The organism is Cognatazoarcus halotolerans (assembly GCF_009800965.1).
Lineage (GTDB): Bacteria > Pseudomonadota > Gammaproteobacteria > Burkholderiales > Rhodocyclaceae > Cognatazoarcus > Cognatazoarcus halotolerans.
In genome coordinates this window covers 131898-150952 of record NZ_WUAF01000005.1, presented here as the reverse complement: position 1 = coordinate 150952, position 19055 = coordinate 131898, and the positions used below count along the sequence as shown (strand labels likewise).

Annotated in this window: 17 protein-coding genes; 4 read left to right on the top strand and 13 right to left on the bottom strand. The window is 60.9% G+C overall.

Translation table 11 applies throughout. The annotated features are described in order from the left end of the window. Positions 1-19 precede the first annotated feature (19 nt). Both GQB03_RS08515 and nirJ read right to left on the bottom strand, forming a co-directional pair. Positions 20-1603: a cytochrome D1 domain-containing protein gene (locus GQB03_RS08515; RefSeq protein ID WP_407644534.1), complete on the bottom strand. Its 1584-nt coding sequence runs from the start codon at positions 1601-1603 to the stop codon at positions 20-22. Positions 1604-1605: 2 nt separating this feature from the next. Next, positions 1606-2802, bottom strand: a complete 1197-nt coding sequence (gene nirJ, locus GQB03_RS08510; protein WP_159687425.1) for a heme d1 biosynthesis radical SAM protein NirJ — start codon at positions 2800-2802, stop codon at positions 1606-1608. Between the two features lie 152 nt (positions 2803-2954). On the opposite strand from nirJ, the gene GQB03_RS08505 reads away from it, so the two are divergent. Then, positions 2955-4121, top strand: coding sequence for an HD-GYP domain-containing protein (locus GQB03_RS08505; protein ID WP_235026990.1), 1167 nt, complete (start codon positions 2955-2957; stop codon positions 4119-4121). Between the two features lie 19 nt (positions 4122-4140). On the opposite strand, the gene ahbB (GQB03_RS08500) is transcribed toward GQB03_RS08505, so the two are convergent. From ahbB (GQB03_RS08500) to GQB03_RS08475, 6 genes are all read right to left on the bottom strand, one after another. Further along, positions 4141-4641 (bottom strand): siroheme decarboxylase subunit beta, encoded by a 501-nt coding sequence (gene ahbB / locus GQB03_RS08500; protein ID WP_159687422.1) that lies wholly within the window; start codon positions 4639-4641, stop codon positions 4141-4143. Then, positions 4638-5111: an Lrp/AsnC family transcriptional regulator gene (locus GQB03_RS08495; protein WP_159687420.1), complete on the bottom strand. Its 474-nt coding sequence runs from the start codon at positions 5109-5111 to the stop codon at positions 4638-4640. Before GQB03_RS08495 ends, ahbB (GQB03_RS08500) begins: the two co-directional genes overlap by 4 nt. Further along, on the bottom strand, positions 5108-6127 hold the full coding sequence (gene ahbB / locus GQB03_RS08490) for a siroheme decarboxylase subunit beta (protein WP_159687417.1): 1020 nt from the start codon (positions 6125-6127) through the stop codon (positions 5108-5110). Before ahbB (GQB03_RS08490) ends, GQB03_RS08495 begins: the two co-directional genes overlap by 4 nt. Positions 6128-6136: 9 nt before the next feature. Further along, positions 6137-7327 (bottom strand): cytochrome D1 domain-containing protein, encoded by a 1191-nt coding sequence (locus tag GQB03_RS08485; RefSeq protein ID WP_327516784.1) that lies wholly within the window; start codon positions 7325-7327, stop codon positions 6137-6139. Further along, positions 7327-7707 carry a c-type cytochrome gene (locus GQB03_RS08480; RefSeq protein WP_159687415.1) on the bottom strand — a complete coding sequence of 127 codons (381 nt, stop codon included), beginning with the start codon at positions 7705-7707 and terminating at the stop codon, positions 7327-7329. Before GQB03_RS08480 ends, GQB03_RS08485 begins: the two co-directional genes overlap by 1 nt. Before the next feature lie 183 nt (positions 7708-7890). Then, complete coding sequence (locus GQB03_RS08475) at positions 7891-9630, bottom strand: cytochrome D1 domain-containing protein (protein WP_159687412.1); 1740 nt, start codon at positions 9628-9630, stop codon at positions 7891-7893. A gap of 155 nt (positions 9631-9785) precedes the next feature. Here GQB03_RS08475 and cobA point away from each other — a divergent pair, with 155 nt between their 5' ends. Then, entirely contained in the window at positions 9786-10688 is a 903-nt protein-coding gene (gene cobA / locus GQB03_RS08470; RefSeq protein ID WP_159687409.1) for a uroporphyrinogen-III C-methyltransferase, read from the top strand. Between the two features lie 12 nt (positions 10689-10700). Here the strand turns inward: cobA and GQB03_RS08465 are convergent, their stop codons facing one another. From GQB03_RS08465 to GQB03_RS08450, 4 genes are all read right to left on the bottom strand, one after another. Next, positions 10701-11555: a tetratricopeptide repeat protein gene (locus GQB03_RS08465; RefSeq protein ID WP_159687408.1), complete on the bottom strand. Its 855-nt coding sequence runs from the start codon at positions 11553-11555 to the stop codon at positions 10701-10703. A 40-nt stretch (positions 11556-11595) separates the two neighbouring features. Further along, positions 11596-12243 carry a TetR/AcrR family transcriptional regulator gene (locus tag GQB03_RS08460; protein WP_159687405.1) on the bottom strand — a complete coding sequence of 216 codons (648 nt, stop codon included), beginning with the start codon at positions 12241-12243 and terminating at the stop codon, positions 11596-11598. An 80-nt stretch (positions 12244-12323) separates the two neighbouring features. Next, positions 12324-12611 (bottom strand): 4a-hydroxytetrahydrobiopterin dehydratase, encoded by a 288-nt coding sequence (locus GQB03_RS08455; RefSeq protein ID WP_159687402.1) that lies wholly within the window; start codon positions 12609-12611, stop codon positions 12324-12326. A gap of 58 nt (positions 12612-12669) precedes the next feature. Then, on the bottom strand, positions 12670-16245 hold the full coding sequence (locus GQB03_RS08450; RefSeq protein WP_159687401.1) for a DUF748 domain-containing protein: 3576 nt from the start codon (positions 16243-16245) through the stop codon (positions 12670-12672). 139 nt (positions 16246-16384) lie between these two features. On the opposite strand from GQB03_RS08450, the gene GQB03_RS08445 reads away from it, so the two are divergent. Next, positions 16385-17587: a BaiN/RdsA family NAD(P)/FAD-dependent oxidoreductase gene (locus tag GQB03_RS08445; RefSeq protein ID WP_159687397.1), complete on the top strand. Its 1203-nt coding sequence runs from the start codon at positions 16385-16387 to the stop codon at positions 17585-17587. A 138-nt stretch (positions 17588-17725) separates the two neighbouring features. Then, positions 17726-18556, top strand: a complete 831-nt coding sequence (locus GQB03_RS08440) for a UDP-2,3-diacylglucosamine diphosphatase (protein WP_159687394.1) — start codon at positions 17726-17728, stop codon at positions 18554-18556. A 172-nt stretch (positions 18557-18728) separates the two neighbouring features. Here the strand turns inward: GQB03_RS08440 and GQB03_RS08435 are convergent, their stop codons facing one another. Then, entirely contained in the window at positions 18729-19004 is a 276-nt protein-coding gene (locus tag GQB03_RS08435; RefSeq protein WP_159687391.1) for an HU family DNA-binding protein, read from the bottom strand. Between the last annotated feature and the right edge of the window lie 51 nt (positions 19005-19055).

Sequence of the window (19055 nt, the reverse complement as noted above, 5' to 3'; positions counted from 1 at the left end):
ACACGCAACGACCACGGGCTCAGTGGCTGGTCCCTTCCGAGCGATTGATCTTGTTGTAGAGGTTGTACTTGCCAACCGGTTTCGATGCCGGGAGCCGCTTGATTTCCTTCAGTGTTTTTGCATCGTAGAAAATCAGCGCACCATCCTTTTCCCACAGACTCGCAATCGCATACCGGCCGTAGCGATCGAACTCGACGTGCGCCAACGTCTTGCCCGGCTCGGGCCGCAGCCGGGCGACGACCTCGAGCGTCTGCTTGTCGATCACCTGCAGTGTGTCCTTGCCGGTCGGACTCATCATCGAATCGGTCCACGCGTAGGGGCTGTCCTCGTGGCTGCGCATGAAGAAGCCCGGACCGAGCGTGGGAATCGTCTTGATCGTCTTCCAGGTTTCGAGATCAATGATGCTGATGACACCCTCGCGGAGATTCGGCGTACCCAGAACGCGGTGACCGTGCCAGTCCCAGGTGATCCCCGAACCGAGATGCGGCATGCCGGGGATGTCCAGATCCGCGATCTTGCGGCGGACGTCGAGATTCACGACCTGCCCTTTGCCCTCCCGCGACGCTCCCATCACGGTGTCGTACTTCTGGTTGAAGAAGAAGTCGTCGAGCGGCGCCTCGAGTACGGTGCGGCGCGGATTGAGATAGCCCTCCTGGGCGATTCCCTCTCCCATCTTGTAGTCATGCACATAACCATCGAAGATGGGTTTTGCGTCCTTGTCGTACGAAATCTCCCAGATCTCCGGAATATCCTTCATCGCCGCGACGAAACTCTTGCGCGGAGCAGCATCGTAGACTGCCGAGACCCGGGACGGCACATCGCCTTTCAGGTTGGTGGCTGAGATTACCTTGATGAGCTGCAGATCGGCGTCAAACAACACGAGCGTCTGCGGAAGGTAATTCGCCACCGCCACGACTTTGCCATCCGACGAAACCGCCACGTTGCGCGTATTGATGCCCGCCCTGACCTCACTGACCACCTCAAGATTCCAGAGGTCGTACTTGGTCACCCAGCCGTCCCGCGAGCCGAAGAACACATAACGCCCGTCCGGCGAAAACTTGGGCCCGCCGTGCAAGGCAAAGCGCGACGGAAAGCGATGAATCCGCTCCATGCGATCGCCGTCGAGGACGCTCACATGATGATCGCCCGCCTCGACGACCAGAAAGAGATTCATCGGATCTGCATCAAAAACGGGTTTATCGGGCAACGTGCCGGGGGCATGCTGCTCTATCCGTGAAGCGCGGATATCGTCAATAGTCCAGGACGGCGCCGGCCGCACCGGCGTATAGATCCAGTCCGCCAGCGCATCTATCTCAGCCGCAGCAAGAACCCCTGAGAACGATGGCATCTGCGTCGCTTCTCGCCCTTCGGCAATCACCTGTCTGGCCTCGGCCTTGCGCAGCCGCGAAAGGCTCTCCGGCAGCAAGGCCGGCCCCATGGCACCGACACGATTGGCGCCATGGCAAGTCGCGCAGTGCTGCTGGAACAGCGCCGGTGCTTCGGTTGCACTGGCAAACGAAGCGAGGCCGACAAGCATAATCAGCACCAGGCAATGCAGCAGAACCCGCTGGAACTCCCTGCTTGAACGATCATTCGGTCGCATCATCAGGCACTCCGTTGGACACGAATCCACGGGGTGACTTCGATCCTCGCTACCGCACCGCTTGCTCCGATTTCATCGTCGTGAAGGTAGCAACCCGGATCTTCCTGCCAAGGATCACCGGTAAGCTGCTGCGCGCGAACCCGCGTGTTGCCGTTGCAGATCGCGAAATAACGACACTCTCCGCAGCGGCCGCCGACACTACGCGGGTGCCGCTTGAGACCGTCCATCAAGGGATCACTGCGATCCTGCCAGATTTCGGAGAAACGCCGCTCCCGTACGTTACCGAGGTTGTGGTGCCACCACATCGTATCGGGGTGCACATTCCCGAGGTTGTCGATATTCGCGACGTTCACACCGCTCGAGTTACCACCCCACTGTGCCAGCTTGGCCGCTATGTGGTCTGCCAGTTCGGGAAAGCGACGCCGGACCCAGAACAGGAAATAGACACCGTCAGCATCGTTGTTTCCCGTCGTAAATTCCTTGTGGAGCCCGCGCTGCTGATAGTCCCAGCAGGTATCGAAGAGCAGATCCATGGCGTCGCGGGTAAGCTGATGACGCGCATCTGTCTTGCGGTTCTTGTTGCCGCGCCCGGCGTAGTTGAGGTGCGAAAAATAGAAACGGTCGATGCCTTCGTCCTCCACCAGCCTGAGCAGAGCCGGAAGATCGTGGGCATTCTCCTGGGTCATGGTGAACCGGGCACCGATCTTGAGACCGAGCTCGCGACACAGCCGCATCCCCTCGAGCGATTTCTCGAAAGCACCTTCCATGCGCCGGAAGCGATCGTGGGTTTCACGGATTCCGTCGAGACTGATGCCCACGTAGTTGAAGTCCACTTCGGCGATGCGGTCGATGTTCTCGCGCGTGATCAAGGTACCGTTGCTCGACAGGCCGACATAGAAACCCTGCTGTTTCGCGCGCTTGGCAATCTCGAAGATGTCGGGTCGCAGGAGTGGCTCGCCGCCGGAAAGGATCAGTACCGGCACGCGAAACTGCTTCAGATCATCCATGACCGAGAACACTTCGCTGGTCGTGAGTTCGCCGGCAAAATCCTTGTCGGCGGAGATCGAATAGCAATGCTTGCAGGTCAGATTGCAGCGACGGATCAGATTCCAGATGACCACCGGTCCGGGCGGCTTGCGCGACGGCCCTAGCGGCGTCGGATTGGCAATTTCCTGCATGTACTGGGATATACGGAACACCTTGAACCTCGCTCACTGCCTTCTGGGTTGGGGGCATTCTGTGCGGCACCGTCAGCCCCCGCATTGATGACCGTCAAGGGTGAAGAACCCTTGGCACAGCTGGTCGATCCGGGCGATGATGCGGCCTCGCAGCATCACACCGAAGAAACACCTTGGACGCACCTCGTCTACCGGCAGACACCCACTGGAACGCTTTGGCCGACACCGTATCACGTCAGGCCGGCACGCTACACCTTGCGTCCCTCTCGACCAGGCTCGCCGAGCTGCGTACCCAGGTACGCAGGCGACATGGCTTCGTCGATCGTATCGCGCTTGCGCTGCACGATCCGGACAGCGGCAGACTGACGACGCTCATCGACCCTGACCACGCCAAACTGCAATCGCTCGGCGCAGGCTATCCGGTCGCGGATCTCCGAGCACTCGCGGCGCTGGCGGACGATGGAAAGACGCATCTTCTGGACGCGCCCGCGATCGGGGCGGTCGATCACGAGGCATCGCGGCTCTGGGCAGGCTATCGGTCCAGTCTGGCCCATCCGGTCACCGTCGACGACAAATTACTCGGTCTGCTGCTCTTCGATTCGCGCACCCCGGATGTATTCGACACACGAACCGTCGAGGATCTGGGTATCTATGCGCACCTGCTTGCGACGATCGTTTCTCAGGAACTGACCTCCGTGCAGATGATGGTCGGCGGCTTACGGCTCGCTCGCAATCTTGCACATCTTCGCGATATCGAAACCGGTGCGCACCTTGACCGCATGTCGCACTATGCACGTTTGATCGCCCGGGAGATCGCCGGCCCGAACGGCTTCGACAACGACTTCGTCGAACACGTCTTCCTGTTCGCGCCGCTGCACGATGTCGGCAAGGTCGGCATTCCTGACTGCATACTGCTCAAACCGGGGAAGCTCTCGGATGGGGAAAGACGGATCATGGACGGCCATGTGGCACTTGGCGTCGACATGGTCGACCGCATGATCCGTGACTTTGGCCTCGGCCGCTTGCCCCAACTCGCCCTGCTGCGCAACATCGTTGCACATCATCACGAGTATCTAGACGGCAGCGGCTACCCGAACGGCTTGGGCGCCGCCTCAATTCCGCTCGAAGCCAGGATCGTCGCGGCTGCGGACGTTCTCGACGCGCTGTGCTGCACGCGCAGCTACAAGAAAGCCTGGCCGATGCGGGACGCACTTGCCGAAGTCTCGCGAATGTCCGGGACGCGCCTGGACCCTCAATGCGTCGACGCCCTGCTCCGCTGTCGGGACGAGGTCGAGGCAATTCACGATCACTTCGAACTGCCGGCAGAACGACATCCCTGAAGGTTCTGGCGACAACCGCTCATTCGCGTATCCGCAGACCGGTTTTCTTGAGAATCCGTGTTGAAAACAACACATCGTGACCGCTGCAGCTGTCGCCCAGCATGTCGCGAATCTTCTCGACCTGCTCCAGCACCGTCGCGCGATCGCTGCCATGAACCATCGCGAATAGGTTATACCGCCAGTCGGGAAGATGTCGCGGGCGACGGTAGCAGTGGGTAACGAAACTCAGGGCGCCCACCTTTTCACCCAGTACGTCGATTCGCGCATCGTCTACATCCCACACCGACATACCGTTTGCGGTGTAGCCGATCGCGTAATGGTTGGGCACCGCACCGATGCGTCGAATCGCGCCGCGGCTCAGCATCGAGGCAAGCCTGGCTCTGACCAGCTCCGAAGATATTCCGAGTTGGGTCGCCAGCAATTCGTAAGGCCGGGACACCAGTGGGAGACCCTTCTGCGTTGCGAGCACTAGGCGCCTGTCCAGTTCATCCAGAAGTGCTGCATCCGCGTGATCGGTCATGCCCGCAACCTCATCTCGACAAAGTATTCCTTCTCCTTCGGAAACGCGAACACCGGCAATCCCGTCACCATCTCGATCTCCCTGCATACCCGCTCCATATCCTCCGGGCGTTCGGTGGCAAGCACGAACCACATGTTGAGCCGGTGTTCGCGTCGATAGTTGTGCGCCACTTCGGCAAAGCCGTTAACCAACGCGGCAACCTCTTCGAAACGATCATCCGGCACCGCCAGCGCGGCGAGGACGAAGCGTCCGCCCATCCGCTCGATCTGGAACATCGGCCCGAAGCGGGTCAGGACACGTTGCTCGAGCATGTGCGACAGTCTTGCGAGCAAGGTCGCCTCGTCCACGGCAAGGCTTGCCGCAACTTCCCGATAAGGCTCTTCGCAAAGCGGAAACTCGCCCTGCAGTGCGTTGATGATGCGCCGGTCAAGTTCATCGAGCTCAACCGGTGCCTGACGTTCCTTGCTCATGCGTTCGATCCGCTCGCGTATCGCGCGCCGCACTGCTTGAAGCGCCGAGTCGAGAAAAGGCAGGTGTGGGCATATCGATCGAGTCCGTATCTGCGCGACAGTTGGCCGATGCGGACTTCGACTTCATCGCGAGAGCGCCCGTGGATCATGCAGAACAGATTGAAAGGCCATTCGGGTAATGACCGCTTGCGCCGATAGCAGAGCGTTACACCATCCGCCGCCGCAAGCGCCCGACCGAGCTCGGACACCACATCGTCCGGTACATCCCACACGCACATCGCATTCGCACGGTACCCGAGCTCATGATGACGTACCACCACGCCCATGCGCTTGATGAGGCCGCTGGCGAGCCAGCCGTCGATTCGCGCGAGGACCTCATCCGCAGACTGGCCGCATCGTTCACCGACCTGCTCGAAAGGTCGCTCGACAAGGGGCAAACCGGGTGCCAGCGCCGCAACCAGGTCCTGCTCCGCCCTGCTGAGTACGATCGCGCGTTCGGCTTCCACATTGCGATGGGTGGAGTCGGCCTTGCTGCCATCCTGCAGATCGAAGCCTAGATCGATGTGAAACTCTTCGAGCAGTGGCAACGAGATGAATGGACAATCGGTCCGACTCGAGAGCTCGGCGAGCAATCGCGCGAGCGCAGTCTCGTTCGCCGCACTCGCCACGAACCACATGTTCCATTCGTTCTCACGCAGATAGTTGTGATTCACCTCGCTGCGCGCATTCACCAGTTCCGCAACCTGCTCGAGACGCCCCGCCGGAACAGCCAGCGCGGCCAGCGTGCTGGCGCCTATCCGGCGCGGCGCGAATACCGCGCCGATGCGGCTGACCGCACCTTGGCCCCGAAGGCGCTCCAACCGCTCGATGACCGCCGCCGACGAGCACCCTTCACGCCGTCCAATCTCGGCATACGGACGTGCGGTCAATGGAAAATCGCGCTGGTAAGCATTGAGCAGACGAAAGTCGATGCTGCCGGCGTCGAGGATGAGTTGGGGCGCGGACAAGTGAGCCATGGGCACGTCTCAGAAGCCGATGCGCTGTGCGCGGTTGGTAAAGAAGATACCCGAAGGGGCCGGCAAGGTCAGATCCTTGATAGTACCGAAGTTCTCAGGATCGATGATTCGCACCCGGTTGTCGTCACGCGCCGAAAGCCACACTGCGTCACCGCGCGGCGTGAACTCCATATGCAGCACGGCCTTTCCGGGGGCAAGCGTCTTGACCACTTTCTCATCCAGCGTGTCGATCACATTCACCCAGCCGTTGTCGGGAAAGGCAAAATTCACCCACACCTGCCTGCCGTCCGGTCGTGCCATGACAAACACCGGCTGCCCCTTCACGGGAATCCGATTCACCTCCTTCCAGCTGCGCGTATCGACCACGAGGACTTCATGGTGACCGACCGCGGGAAGATAGGCCTTGTCACCTGCAATCGCCCATCCGCGCAGATGCGGCATCTTGTATACGGGGAGCTTTTCCTCGCCACGACCGTAACCGTCGAGAATCCGGCGCACCCCCTTTTCCGGCTGCCACAGATCCAGCAGAGCGATCCCATCCTCACCGAACAGCCCCGCCAGGAAATACCGTCCATCCGGCGTGACCAGACCGTCGTAGGGTTGCTTGCCGGCCCGATAGCGCCGAGTCGCCGGTTTGCGCGGATCGGAGAAATCGGTCACCCATATCTCGCCGGCATCAAAGAGCGCGTATACGAACTTCCTGCCCGGCACGTCGGCAAGCCCGACCACTCGAGAAAACTTGCCCGGCGCATATTCGGCCGGAACCTCGGACACCAACTCCAGCGTCTCCGCATCAAAGGCCTTGATACCACCCGGTTCGTAATTCTGGGCGACCACCAGGCGACCATCCTGCGAAATCGAGCCTCCAATGGAGTTTCCTGCCTGGATCACCCTGCGGGCGATCGTTCTGGTCAGCAGGTCAACCTTGGTGAGCCCGCCGTCCCGACCAAACACGAAGGCATAGCGCCCATCCCGGGAATACGTCACGTGAGCATGCGAGAGATCGCCCAGCCCGGCGACCTCCCCAAGCACGCTCTGGTTGGAAGTGTTCACCACCGCCACCGTCCCGCTGGCCCGTTCTACCACCACGCCGAGATCCGCGGTACCTCGCACGTCCCCGCGATAGGCACAGCCCCCGACCAGCAGCACCGCAAACAACAGCAACAATCCTTTACGCGCCGCGACACCCATGAACGACATCACCGATCCCCCTGTCCGATTTCGATGTGCACCGACGGAAAGCCGTGCATCAACCGCTCCACGATCCAGTTCGCTTCATCCTCGGTCATGAACGGTCTCCAGCCCGGCATCGGGGTACCCGGGCGTCCGTCCAGTACCGTGGCGACAAGCGACTCAAACGGCTTGTCGCGCAAATCATCGGGCAGCAACGCAGGCCCGAGACCGCCCTTGAAACTCATGCCATGACACGATCCGCAGTCCTGCCGCACCATCCTGACCAGTTCGGCTTGCCGCTCCGGCGCCGGTGCTCCGTATTCGCCCGCTTGGGCCGTGCCGAGCGCAAGCATCGTGACACCCAGCAGAACCAGCACGTGAACGACGATTGGCGAGTGGCGTTTCATTGCCATGCTCCACAAAAACCACGATGCCGCCAAGGTAGTTGCCACGAACCGGGGGAACCTTGATAGCCGTCAATCTGCGGCGAGATCCAGAATCAAGGCACCCCGCAGCAAATCGATTCAGGTCGACAAAAAACGGCCACCCCGGAGGATGGCCGTGCAGATCATTGATTCCTGCCTGAAACGTCAATAAACGTCGTGCTGGGTGTTGTAGACGTTGAAGTGACCGGTCGGCGTGATGATACGTGGATCCTTGATCACGTTCTTGAGCTCAAGAGTCTTGTCGTCGACAACCACGATCGCCGACTCCTTGTCCTTGGCCGACCAGACCGAGATCCAGACCTCATCGCCTGCCTTGTTGTATTCCGGCTGAACGACGCGCTTGGCGCCATCATCCTTCAGGCCCGCCCATTCGGCGATCGGCAACACCTTGTAGCCCGCCTGCAGATTGGAAATGTCATAAACCGCGACCGACTGGCTGACCTTCGGATCCGGGTTGAGCGGGTTATCCACATACAGATGCTTGGATTTCGGATGCGTCTTGATGAACAGCGAGCCGCCGCCCTGGCTCTTCAGGGTATCCACCATTTTCCATGCATACTGCTTGTGCTTGACCGGATCGGTGCCGATCATCGCGATCGAATCGTCACCAAGGTGGCCGGTCGCCCACACCGGACCATACTTCGGATGCACAAAGTTGGCACCGCGTCCCGGATGCGGGATCTTGCCCACGTCGATCAGGCCGGCAAGCTTGCCTTCCTTCACGTCGATGGCGCCGATCTGGTTGGACTGGTTGGCCGCGACCATGAAGTAGCGCTTGGTGCTGTCGAAACCGCCATCGTGGAGGAACTTCGCGACCGGGATCTCCTTCACCGAAATGGCGTTGATATCCGAATAATCGACCATCAGGGTCTTGCCGGTCTCCTTCACGTTCACCACGAACTCGGGCTTGAAGTGCGAGGCCACGATCGAGGCGACGCGCGGCTCGGGGTGATATTCCTGGTCGCCCACCGTCATGCCACGGGTCGCCATGATCTTGAGCGGTTCGAGCGTGTCGCCATTCATGATCACGTACTGGGGCGGCCAGTAGGCACCGGCGATCGCCAGTTTGTCCTCGTAGCCCTTGTACTTGGAGGTATCGACCGAACGCGCTTCCAGGCCGATACGGATCTCGGCGACGTTGTCGGGTTTTTCCATCCACAGGTCGATCATGTTGATCTTGGCGTCACGGCCGATCACGAACAGGTAGCGACCCGAGGCCGAGGTGCGCGAGATATGCACCGCATAGCCAGTCTTGACGACGTTGATGATCTTCTTGGTGTCGCCGTCGATCAACGCCACTTCGCCGGTATCGCGCAGCGTGGTGGAGAAGATGTTGGTGATGTTGTAGTCGTTCATCTTCTTCGTCGGACGCTTCTCCGGCGGAATGATGACGTTCCAGGTTTCCTTCATCTGCGCCATGCCGAATTCGGGCGGCTGCGGAGGCGTCTGCTGGATGTAGCGGGCCATGAGGTCGACTTCGGCGTCGGTGAGCTCACCCGAGGTGCCCCAGTTCGGCATACCCGCGGGCGAGCCGTACTTGATGAAGACCTTGAGATAGTCGGTACCGTTCGGCAAGGTTTTCTCGGGCGTCAGCGGTTTGCCGGTCGCGCCCTTGCGCAGCACACCGTGGCAACCCGCGCAGCGCTGGAAGTAGATCTTGCGTGCCTGGTCGAACTCGGCCTTGGACATTGCCGGCGCCTTGGGGTTGATGTCCTGGTACATCTCGACATCACCCAGCGGCGAGCCTCCTGCCTGGTACTTGATCTCGGCAGCCGGAATGTCCTTGTGCTGCGGCTCCGGTTCTGCAGCGTAGGCCTGGCTGATCGCCAGCGGCAAGCCGGCCAGTACGAATGCACCGGTCAGCCAACGTTTACGAATACTCATGGTCGGTCTCCCTTTAAGAAATTCCCGATAGCGGGGATGTTTCCGCTGGGTTGGCAGAATGTCCCCAAGCCCTGTAGGGTTCCTTGACTGCCATCAATCTTTTCCGGCTCGATCATCGGCTACAGTCGGCCCCAAGCAATCAACGGGGATCCGACATGCCACACTCAGCCGCAGGTTCGCATCCGGCCGCCATCGACCGCGGCTCACCGGGCCTGCTTGCCCGCATTCGGGATCTGCTCCACCTTGTCACACCGCTGCGGACCTCGGGTCCCCTGTCGGACACCCGCGGCGCGCCGCACCGGCGCGGTTCCGTCGCTCTGGTCGGCGCAGGCCCCGGCGACCCTGAACTGCTTACCGTTCGCGCGGTAAGGCTCATCGGCACCGCGGACGCACTGGTCTATGACCATCTGGTTTCGGCAGACATCGTGTCGCTCGCGCGCCCGGATGCCCAGCGCATCTACGTCGGCAAGGAGGCAGGCAACCACACACTCCCGCAAGGTGAGATCAATCAGCTGCTGATATCGCTGGCAAAGGACGGAAAGCAGGTGGTACGCCTCAAGGGAGGAGACCCGTTCGTATTCGGGCGTGGCGGCGAGGAACTCGAAGAACTGGTGGACGCCGGCGTCGAATTCGAAGTCGTGCCAGGCATCACTGCAGCATGCGGCATTTCCGCATACGCGGGCATCCCGTTGACCCACCGCGATCACGCTCAGTCCGTGGTGTTCGCCACTGGTCACTTCAAGGACGGTGGCACCCAGCTCGACTGGGCTGCGCTTGCACGTCCGCGACAGACCATCGTGATCTACATGGGCGTAGGTGCGCTTCCCGGTATCTGCGGCGAATTGATCAACCACGGACTGTCGCCCGACACGCCAGCCGCCCTGATACAAAACGGCACCACCCGGGCACAGCACACCCTGGAAGCGACTCTGGCCGATCTGCCCGAGGCCGCGAAGACCGCGGGCATCACGCCTCCGGCCCTGCTCATCGTGGGCGAGGTCGTTTCACTGCGCAGCCGGCTCGACTGGTTCGAACGCAGGATCGAGGCTTGGGCCTAGGCCCGAGCCTCTTCAGGCCTCCGACAACAGCTCGCTTCGCGCCAGTTCCACTTCAAGGCGTTGCCTCGCGTCCATGCTCGGGCAAGCGGCAGCCTGTTCCACCAGGCGCATCGCCTCGACGGCGGCACCCTTGTCGCTCAGCAGCAAGAGTGCGTTGGCGTATTCGATACGGGCGATCGCCGACTCCGGTGCCAGACGTATTGCCGTTTCGAAATGAGCGAGAGCGGTTTCCTTCTTGGCACCGTGCGCAAGCCCGGCGGCCACGCTGCCGAGCTTGTTGACCAATTCAGCCTGGAAGAGGCCTAGCGCAATGTGCGCATCGGCGTGCTGCGGCTCACGGGCGAGCACATGCTCAAGACTTTGCCGAACCTTCGACCCCATCCCCGAAGCGAGCGATTTCACGACCGAAACGCCCTGTGCATAACGTCCCAGCGCGACCGCATGTACATACCAGGCATTCGGCCATTCCGGCGCCATCCGGCATACGGCCTCGCTGCGAAGCACAACATCCTGAAGTATGTCCAGACGCGCCTCCACGTCCGGCTCCAGGAACATCGCATGAATTATCGCTGCGCGAGCCGCCACGACCTGACCGATCGGCCCCACTGCAAGTCCCTGCTCAACCGCAGCACAGAAATCGCCAGCGTGGAACGAGCGCCACGCCTGCTGCAGGCATTCCGCAAGGCGGCGCGTCCCGAGACCCGGATCTGGCAGCCCTGAAGAACAATGCAGCCTCACCTCGACAGCCTGTATCGAAGGAAACGGCTCATGGTCGGTTCGGTGCAGTCGCGGCCACGCCGCCTCGAGGGCTTCTCCCGCGTAGCGATAGGCCCGGTCACCATATGGAAATGGTTTCCACTGGGGCATGCTGTTCTCCTGACAGTTATCTCGTCTTATTCCCGTCTGATTACTCAGCGAGGTACTTTTTTGCGAGTTTTTCAAACAACTCCCTCGATCTTCCCCTGAGGTGAGGGGCCGCGAGCGCAAGCACCTGAAAGGCACCACGCTGCACCGCCGCCTCACCCAGAGGCTCGCGAGGGTTTCGAACGTATTCGTAAGACATCCAGTAAGTGGCAACGATCACAAGATTATCAGCCAGTGCCTGACGCTCCAGTCGTGAAGCCTGCATCTCTCCGGCTGCGATCAGTCCGTTGCACGCAGCCATCGAGGCCTGTACGGACAACTGCAGAATCCGTTTGAATTGAAGCTCGACAGTCCGATTGCGGCTAAGGATATCGTTCAAATCACGGTACAGGAACTGGTAACGCCGAATCAGTTCGAACAACGCATGAATCTGCTGCCACACCTCTTCAACGCCGGGCCTCCCATGCCGCGGTGCGAGAAGAAGGCCAGCCATCTCTTTCTCGAATTCCGCAAACAAATCGGTGACGATTTCTTCCTTGTTGCGAAAGTGATAGTAGAGATTGCCCGGACTGATCCCCAGCTCGGAAGCGATCAGACCGGTCGTGACGTTCGGCTCGCCGAAATCATTGAAGAGCCGCAGTCCGGCCTCGACAATGCGTTCCCGTGTTCGACGCTTCGGTGTCGCTGACATCTGCTGCCCGATCCTTGATCCACCGCGCAGCATAGCATCGCAACAGCCATGGACACAGCCTGACGTCGCCCGTTCAGCCCTCACTCGGCAAAGCGATCAATCATCTCGGCAAGCATCACATCGCGCTCTGTCAGACCACCGGCATCGTGCGTTGACAAGATGATATCTACCCGGTTGTAGACGTTGCTCCACTCGGGATGATGATCCAGTTTCTCTGCCGCCAAGGCAACGCGACTCATGAAACCGAAGGCCGCATTGAAATCCTTGAAGCGCAGCGATCGGGTGATCGCATCGCGCCCTTCGACCGCTGTCCAGCCCACCAGCCGCTTCATTGCCTCCTCGCGGCGTTGCAAAGATAGACGCTCCATCCTGTCCTCTCCCCTTACGGTTCAAACTGCGCGAGCCATCCACCAACGGTGGCCGGCATCATTTGAGCGAAAAATCGACACGGGCAGCGGGCGCATCCTCGAGCTCACCGTCTCGGCCCGCCGCGCCTGCCACTTCGAACAGGCGCTCCGGCTCAACCTCACCGGTCTCGATCAGCCACTGTCGGACGGCGTTCACCCGCCGCTGGGCCAACTGCCGCAGCCCCTCCTCACCCGGTTTGATGTGTTCAAGCAGCATCCGCTCCATTTCGGGCACCGGCTGATCCTTGAGCAGGCCGACAAAATTGCGTGGTCGGTCGAATTTTGCGTCCTTGTACACCGCGGTAAGCAGATCGCCGTATTCGGCCGGATTTATGACCATTCCTTCAAGACTCGGCGCATCCTTGCCCTCGCGTACCAGACGCTTCAGCTTGACCGCCTTCAGTTCACGCTCAAGCGCAGCCTTGCGCAGTCCGTCCGGATCCTGCTGTGGATCAACATGCGACGAGATCTCGAGCTTCAAGGCCGGCCTGTTCTTCAGTGCCTTGGCCAAGGTCTCCAGTTTTGCAGTACCTTTCTCGGTGATTACCGCCCTTCCAGGCTCGAATGCCAGCCAGGCGAGCTCTTCTCCTCCACCGCCGAACATCGACCCTAGCAGTGCAAATGGTGCCGTTATCGCCTTGCCCAGCAGGTTCATGATCGCCCGGAAAACCAGCCCTCCGATACTGAACTGCGGATCGTCGAGCGTGCCACTGATCGGTAGATCGAGATCGATCTCGCCTCTTCCGTTCTTGAGCAATGCCACCGCGAGCAACACCGGCGCCTTGATGGCATCCGGGCTCTCGACCGGTTCACCGAAAGTGAGCTGGTCGAGAAAGATGTTGTTCGTCGCCGACAGCTTCCGATCCTCGATCTTGTAATTGAGCTTCGCCGACAACTTGCCCTTGCGAATGCCGTAACCAACATATTTCCCCGAGTACGCCGACACCGCCGAAAGATCGAACGACTTCACTTCGGCCTTGATGTCGAGCGCCCGATCCTCGCGGAAGGGATTCAGCACCCCTGAAATCGAAACCGGGGCGGCACCGTCGACCCTTCCCTTTAGATCAAGTCGCGCAAGGCTCGCGGAGTCAGACGACAAACCTTCGAGCGCGCCCGCCAAGCCGGTCAGGTTGGCATCGTAATTCGGACGGATGAAATGATCGCTGAAAGCCACATTACCGCCTTCGAACACGATTCTGTCGATCCTGATCGGCGGCGATTTGCCCGGGTCCGCCTGGCCCTTCTGCCCATTCTCCTGCGGCGTCGCGCCGGTGTCTTCGCCTGCGATTTCGCGCAGATTTAGTTTGCCCGAAGCGTCCAGGATGAGTCGCGAATAGAAGTCCTTGAGACGAACCTCTCCGACAGAGAGTGCAAATGGCGCAAGTGCCAGATCGATCTTGTCAAACCCGAATTCGCCCCAGCGCACGAAATCGGTCGAATTGAGCTTGTCGACCGAGGCAAAACCGTTGACCGCAGCATCGCCCGTGTAGCCGCCTCGCACACTGCCATCCCTGGCGCTCGCCAATTTCAGCCGACCATTGGCCGAGAGCGAGCCGCCGCTGATGATCACGTTGACTTTCTCGGTCACGTATTGCTGCAGCGGAAGCAGATCGAGCCCTTTGAGCTTCAATTTGAGGTCCGTCGCGAAAGGCGCTGCAACCACGGTACCGCTGGCCTGCAGTTGTCCCCTTCGGTTGATGCGGCTGTTGAGCGACAGTTTCAAGGCGCTACCCGGCCTGCTCGAAAGTCCATCGATGCCAAGTTCGAGCTTGCTGGCAAGAATCTGACTGTGCGGTGTGCTGGTCCGATCATCCAGCCGCAAGGTCCAATCCTTCAATTCCACTCGCGTTGACTCGAAGAGCCACTGCTGGGCAGGTTCCGGCTTGGCCGCCGTTTTCCCGGCCCCATCGCCATCGGAGAACAACTTTGGCAGATCGAAACTGCCATCGGCCAGACGCACCGCCTCGATTCGCGCGCCGCTCGAAGAGATACGGGCAATCGAGGCTTTTCTGGCCGACATGTCGATCGAGATTCCCGCGGCCTCGAGCACACCAACCGCGATCGGCGGCCGCTTGGCCCCGGCAGCCTGCAGCGCGAAGTCCTTTATCGCGATCCGTCCATCGCTGACTGTCAGACGTGTGGCATCCCCTTCGGGGATCGACAGATGAACCGCCGCATCGACCACACCCTTGTCCACTGCGCCGCCGTGAATCGCGCCGCCGTAATACGGCGCAAATGCGGCGAGTCGGGCGCCGTCGATCGTCGCCTGCAGATCGAGACCGCCATCGCTCGGGGTGAACTGACCTTCTGCGCCGAGTTTCAGGCCGAGATCGCTGTTGGCCGAAAGCTTGAGCGGCGAGGCCGAGCCCTTTGCCAGACTCAAGCCCGTAGCCTCGAGAGTCACATCGGTCAATCGGATATCAAAGGGTTTGGCCGGCACCCGGTCACTGAAGGCAATTGCCCCCTTTTGCACGCGCAGTTCGCCGAGTCTGAAATCGACCGGTACGCCTTCGGCCTGCGCGGGCGCCGCCGTCTCTGCCACCTCCGCATTGGCAACGCCTGCGGGCTCCGCCGGAGGCAGAAGATCCTGAAGATCGATCCGTCCGGCCGAATCGCGACTTGCCGCCACCACCGGTTCATCAACGGTAAGCGAGCGCAGGACGAAACGCCTTTGCAGCGGCGAGACATCTTCGACGTCGACCGCAATGCCCCCTGCCGCGATCAGGGAACGGCCGTCGAGCGCCTGGACATCGAGGCCGGTTACCGTCAGCCCGCCGGAGATGCTCAACTGTGGGGCCCCCGAGACCGGTTGCGAGAAACTTATCTCGAGCGTCGAACCAAGTTTGCCTGCCTTCATCTTGAAGCGCGGCTCGAATGGCAGGTAGGGCATGTACTGGGCAAGCTCCAGGTCCTGGAACTTGAAATCGAGCTGCGTCTCGCGGGTCTCGCTGAACGGAACCGAGCGCCCCGTCATTTCCAGGAGTGCGCCATCGACTACGGCAGACAACATCGGCTCCACGAAGATGCTTACCTTCGAAGGCAGGTTCGAGATGAACGGCAGGCCGATCGAGAGCTTGTCGATGGTGTGGGTGGTACCCCGCGGCTTATCCTCCAGTTCGACACGCCCATCATCGAGGCGGATATTGTTCACCGCGAAACGGGTTTCGCCGCTCGGTTCATCCGGCTTGGAGGCCAGCCGCTCGATCACATCGGACCAGTTGTTCCGCTCGTCGTCCAGCAGCGCCACGCGCACCAGCGGCTTTGTCAGTCTCAGCTCCCTCAGGACCGGGCCGCCGCGGATGATCGACTCGAGCTCGAGATCCGCATGCAGCTGCTCGAACCCGGCATCGTCCCCATCAGCCCCAGTGGGGCGCACGCTGAAACCGCCTACGTCAAGCGTCAACAAGAACGGATTGATCGCCACCGATTCGATCTTCACCTCTCGCTGAAGCAGCTCACCGAGGCGGATCTCGCCCTGCCAGCGCAGCAGTGCGGGCGCTGCAAGGAAGCCCAGCAAAGCGTAGGCGATCACACAGCCGAGGGCAATGATCAGCCGTCGCTTCCAGACCGATCCGCCTGCCTTCGTTGCAGGCATTGGCGCAGCCTGATCTTCATCCACCATGGCGAACCCATTCGAACGGAACAGGCTTGAAGTATGGCACGCCGTTCGCATGCCTGATTGCCGCAGGCGTGGTGCACGTCTATCCTCCATCATTTTTTGCAAGGCTCGCCCCATGACCGAGCGTGACTACGAGGTGATCGTCATCGGCGCCGGCGCTGCCGGAATGATGTGTGCAGCCGTTGCCGGCCAGCGCGGGCGACGGGTCCTGCTACTCGATCACACCGAAAAACTCGCGGAAAAGATCCGAATCTCGGGTGGAGGACGATGCAACTTCACCAACCTGGATGTCAGCCCCGCGAACTTCCTTTCGTCCAACCCGCATTTCTGCCGTTCGGCGCTGTCACGCTATGGCTCGCGCGACTTCATTGAGCAGGTCGAGCGCCACGGTATTGCCTATCACGAGAAGACCCTCGGTCAACTCTTCTGTGACGACAGCTCGCAGCAGATCATCGACATGTTGCGAGCCGAGTGCGATGCAGGCTCGGTGGATTGGGCGATGCCTTGTCATCTCGACAGGGTCAGCCGAGGCGGAGCGGGCGGCTTCGTATTGCACACCGATCGCGGCACATTCGTCACCGAGAGCCTGGTAATTGCCTGCGGTGGCCTGTCAATCCCGAAGATCGGGGCGACGCCGCTGGGCTACAGGCTGGCCGAGCAGTTTTCCATTCCGGTGGTGGCGCCGCGTCCCGCGCTCGTTCCGCTGACCCTGCCGCCTGAAACCCTCTCCCGCCTCGCCCCGCTCGCCGGTGCATCGTTCGAAACGATCGCGAGCTGCGCTGGCGGCAAGTTCCGCGAGATGGCGCTGGTGACTCACCGCGGGCTATCGGGCCCTGCCATCCTGCAGGTGTCGAGCTACTGGCAGCAACAGGCAGAGGCGTCGGGCGATCGCGAACCTGTCAGCCTCGATCTGTTGCCGGAACTCGATGCACGCGCGGTGCTGGAAGCCAACCGCCAGAGCCGCAGCCTCCTTTCGAACGTCCTCGCGGAATGGCTGCCGCGACGCTTCGCGCAGGCCTGGTGCGAGCTTCACGCCAGCAACATGCCGATCAATCAACTCTCGACCAAGGCCGTCGAGCGTATTGCAACCCTTCTCAAGGTCTGGCCGCTTCACCCCTCTGGTACCCAGGGCTATGCAAAGGCGGAGGTTACCCTCGGCGGCGTCGATACCCGTGCGCTGTCGTCAAAGACGATGGAGGCGCGCGACGTGCCCGGACTCTACTTCATCGGCGAGGTCGTCGATGTCACCGGCCACCTCGGCGGCCACAACTTCCAGTGGGCATGGTCGTCCGGCCATGCTGCGGGGAGCTTTGCCTAGATCCTGCGGCGCCCGTCGAACGCCCGACTTGCCGATCCGGGCACTGACGGATTATCCACGAACGGAGCTGCGGGCGATTCATTGGACTGTCACAGGAAGGCGCTAGGCTCTCGGCCATCATCATGATCCGGCCACCACATGGAGCAGGTCCGTTCGATCTTCATCTCCGATATCCATCTCGGTACCCGCGGCTGCCAGGCCCAGAGGCTGCTTGATTTCCTCCGTCACTATGAGACCGACAACCTCTTCCTGGTAGGAGACATCATCGATTTCTGGGCGATGAACCGCGGCATCCACTGGACGCCCACCCAGAACACGGTCGTCCAGAAGGTGCTCAGGGCCGCCCGCAAAGGCACTCGCGTCGTTTTCGTGCCCGGCAATCACGATGAAGCGCTCCGCGAATATGTCGGTACCGCGTTCGGTGACATCGAACTCAGCTACGATCATGTCCACACGACTGCGGACGGTCGCAGGTTTCTGTTGATTCACGGTGACGAATTCGACCAAGTGACGCGCTATCACCGTTGGGTGGCAGTGCTCGGTGACGTCGCCTACAACGCCCTCGTAAGAATCAATACCTGGCTATCGTTCGTACGCCGCCATCTGGGTCGCCCGGGCTACTGGTCGTTGGCGGGTTATGCGAAACGCAAGGTCAAATCCGCCGTGAGCTTCATCTACGATTTCGAGGATTCGGTGATCCGCGCGGTTCGCGAACGTGGTGTCGACGGCGTGATCTGCGGGCATATCCACGCTGCTGCAATGAAACAGGTGGATGGGCTCACCTACATCAATTGCGGCGACTGGGTCGACAGCTGCACCGGCATCGTCGAGCATGTCGACGGTCGCCTCGAACTCATCGATTGGGGAGTTGCCGTGAAGCTCGTCGCAATCGCTCCCCCGCAAATGCCTCTGCCGGTGAATCCATGCCCCCCCGATCCGGCGGTGGCGCGCACGCATTCGGCAGACTAGTCCGCTCGAAAAATCTCCTGGCGCGGCAGGCGTCCCGCTCCCCTCGCCCGAAAAATGCGCTCAAGGTGGCACGAGCACCGCGCCGCATCCGGTAAACGGAAAAGGCCCGTAACCATCGATTACGGGCCTTTCTCACCGTGTGCCGACTCGCAAGCCGGCTGACTGCAGTGCATTACTTGTTGATCGCAGCCTTGAGCGCAGCACCGGCGCTGAATTTCGGAGCACGGCTGGCAGCAATCTTGATGGTTGCACCGGTCTGAGGATTGCGACCGGTACGCTCGGCTCGCTCGGCAACTTCAAACGACCCGAAACCGGTCAGTGCGACTTTGCCGCCAGCGGCCAGTTCGGATTCGATGATCTCGAGTACAGCACCGAGGGAGCGCTCCGCCTGGGCACGAGAAACATCCAGACGTTCGGCCAGCGCGTCAACGAATTCGCCCTTGTTCATTTAGTTCTTCCTTTGCAGTGTGGTTGGTGATTCAAAGCGGCGGATTCTAGC

Coding starts and splice junctions, on each gene's coding strand:
- GQB03_RS08515 (WP_407644534.1), bottom strand. CDS start 1,603: ATGCGACCGAATGATCGTTCAAGCAGGGAGTTCCAGCGGGTTCTGCTG.
- ahbB (WP_159687422.1), bottom strand. CDS start 4,641: ATGACCGATCACGCGGATGCAGCACTTCTGGATGAACTGGACAGGCGC.
- GQB03_RS08495 (WP_159687420.1), bottom strand. CDS start 5,111: ATGAGCAAGGAACGTCAGGCACCGGTTGAGCTCGATGAACTTGACCGG.
- ahbB (WP_159687417.1), bottom strand. CDS start 6,127: ATGGCTCACTTGTCCGCGCCCCAACTCATCCTCGACGCCGGCAGCATC.
- GQB03_RS08485 (WP_327516784.1), bottom strand. CDS start 7,327: ATGTCGTTCATGGGTGTCGCGGCGCGTAAAGGATTGTTGCTGTTGTTT.
- GQB03_RS08480 (WP_159687415.1), bottom strand. CDS start 7,707: ATGAAACGCCACTCGCCAATCGTCGTTCACGTGCTGGTTCTGCTGGGT.
- GQB03_RS08475 (WP_159687412.1), bottom strand. CDS start 9,630: ATGAGTATTCGTAAACGTTGGCTGACCGGTGCATTCGTACTGGCCGGC.
- cobA (WP_159687409.1), top strand. CDS start 9,786: ATGCCACACTCAGCCGCAGGTTCGCATCCGGCCGCCATCGACCGCGGC.
- GQB03_RS08465 (WP_159687408.1), bottom strand. CDS start 11,555: ATGCCCCAGTGGAAACCATTTCCATATGGTGACCGGGCCTATCGCTAC.
- GQB03_RS08460 (WP_159687405.1), bottom strand. CDS start 12,243: ATGTCAGCGACACCGAAGCGTCGAACACGGGAACGCATTGTCGAGGCC.
- GQB03_RS08455 (WP_159687402.1), bottom strand. CDS start 12,611: ATGGAGCGTCTATCTTTGCAACGCCGCGAGGAGGCAATGAAGCGGCTG.
- GQB03_RS08450 (WP_159687401.1), bottom strand. CDS start 16,245: ATGCCTGCAACGAAGGCAGGCGGATCGGTCTGGAAGCGACGGCTGATC.
- GQB03_RS08445 (WP_159687397.1), top strand. CDS start 16,385: ATGACCGAGCGTGACTACGAGGTGATCGTCATCGGCGCCGGCGCTGCC.
- GQB03_RS08440 (WP_159687394.1), top strand. CDS start 17,726: ATGGAGCAGGTCCGTTCGATCTTCATCTCCGATATCCATCTCGGTACC.
- GQB03_RS08435 (WP_159687391.1), bottom strand. CDS start 19,004: ATGAACAAGGGCGAATTCGTTGACGCGCTGGCCGAACGTCTGGATGTT.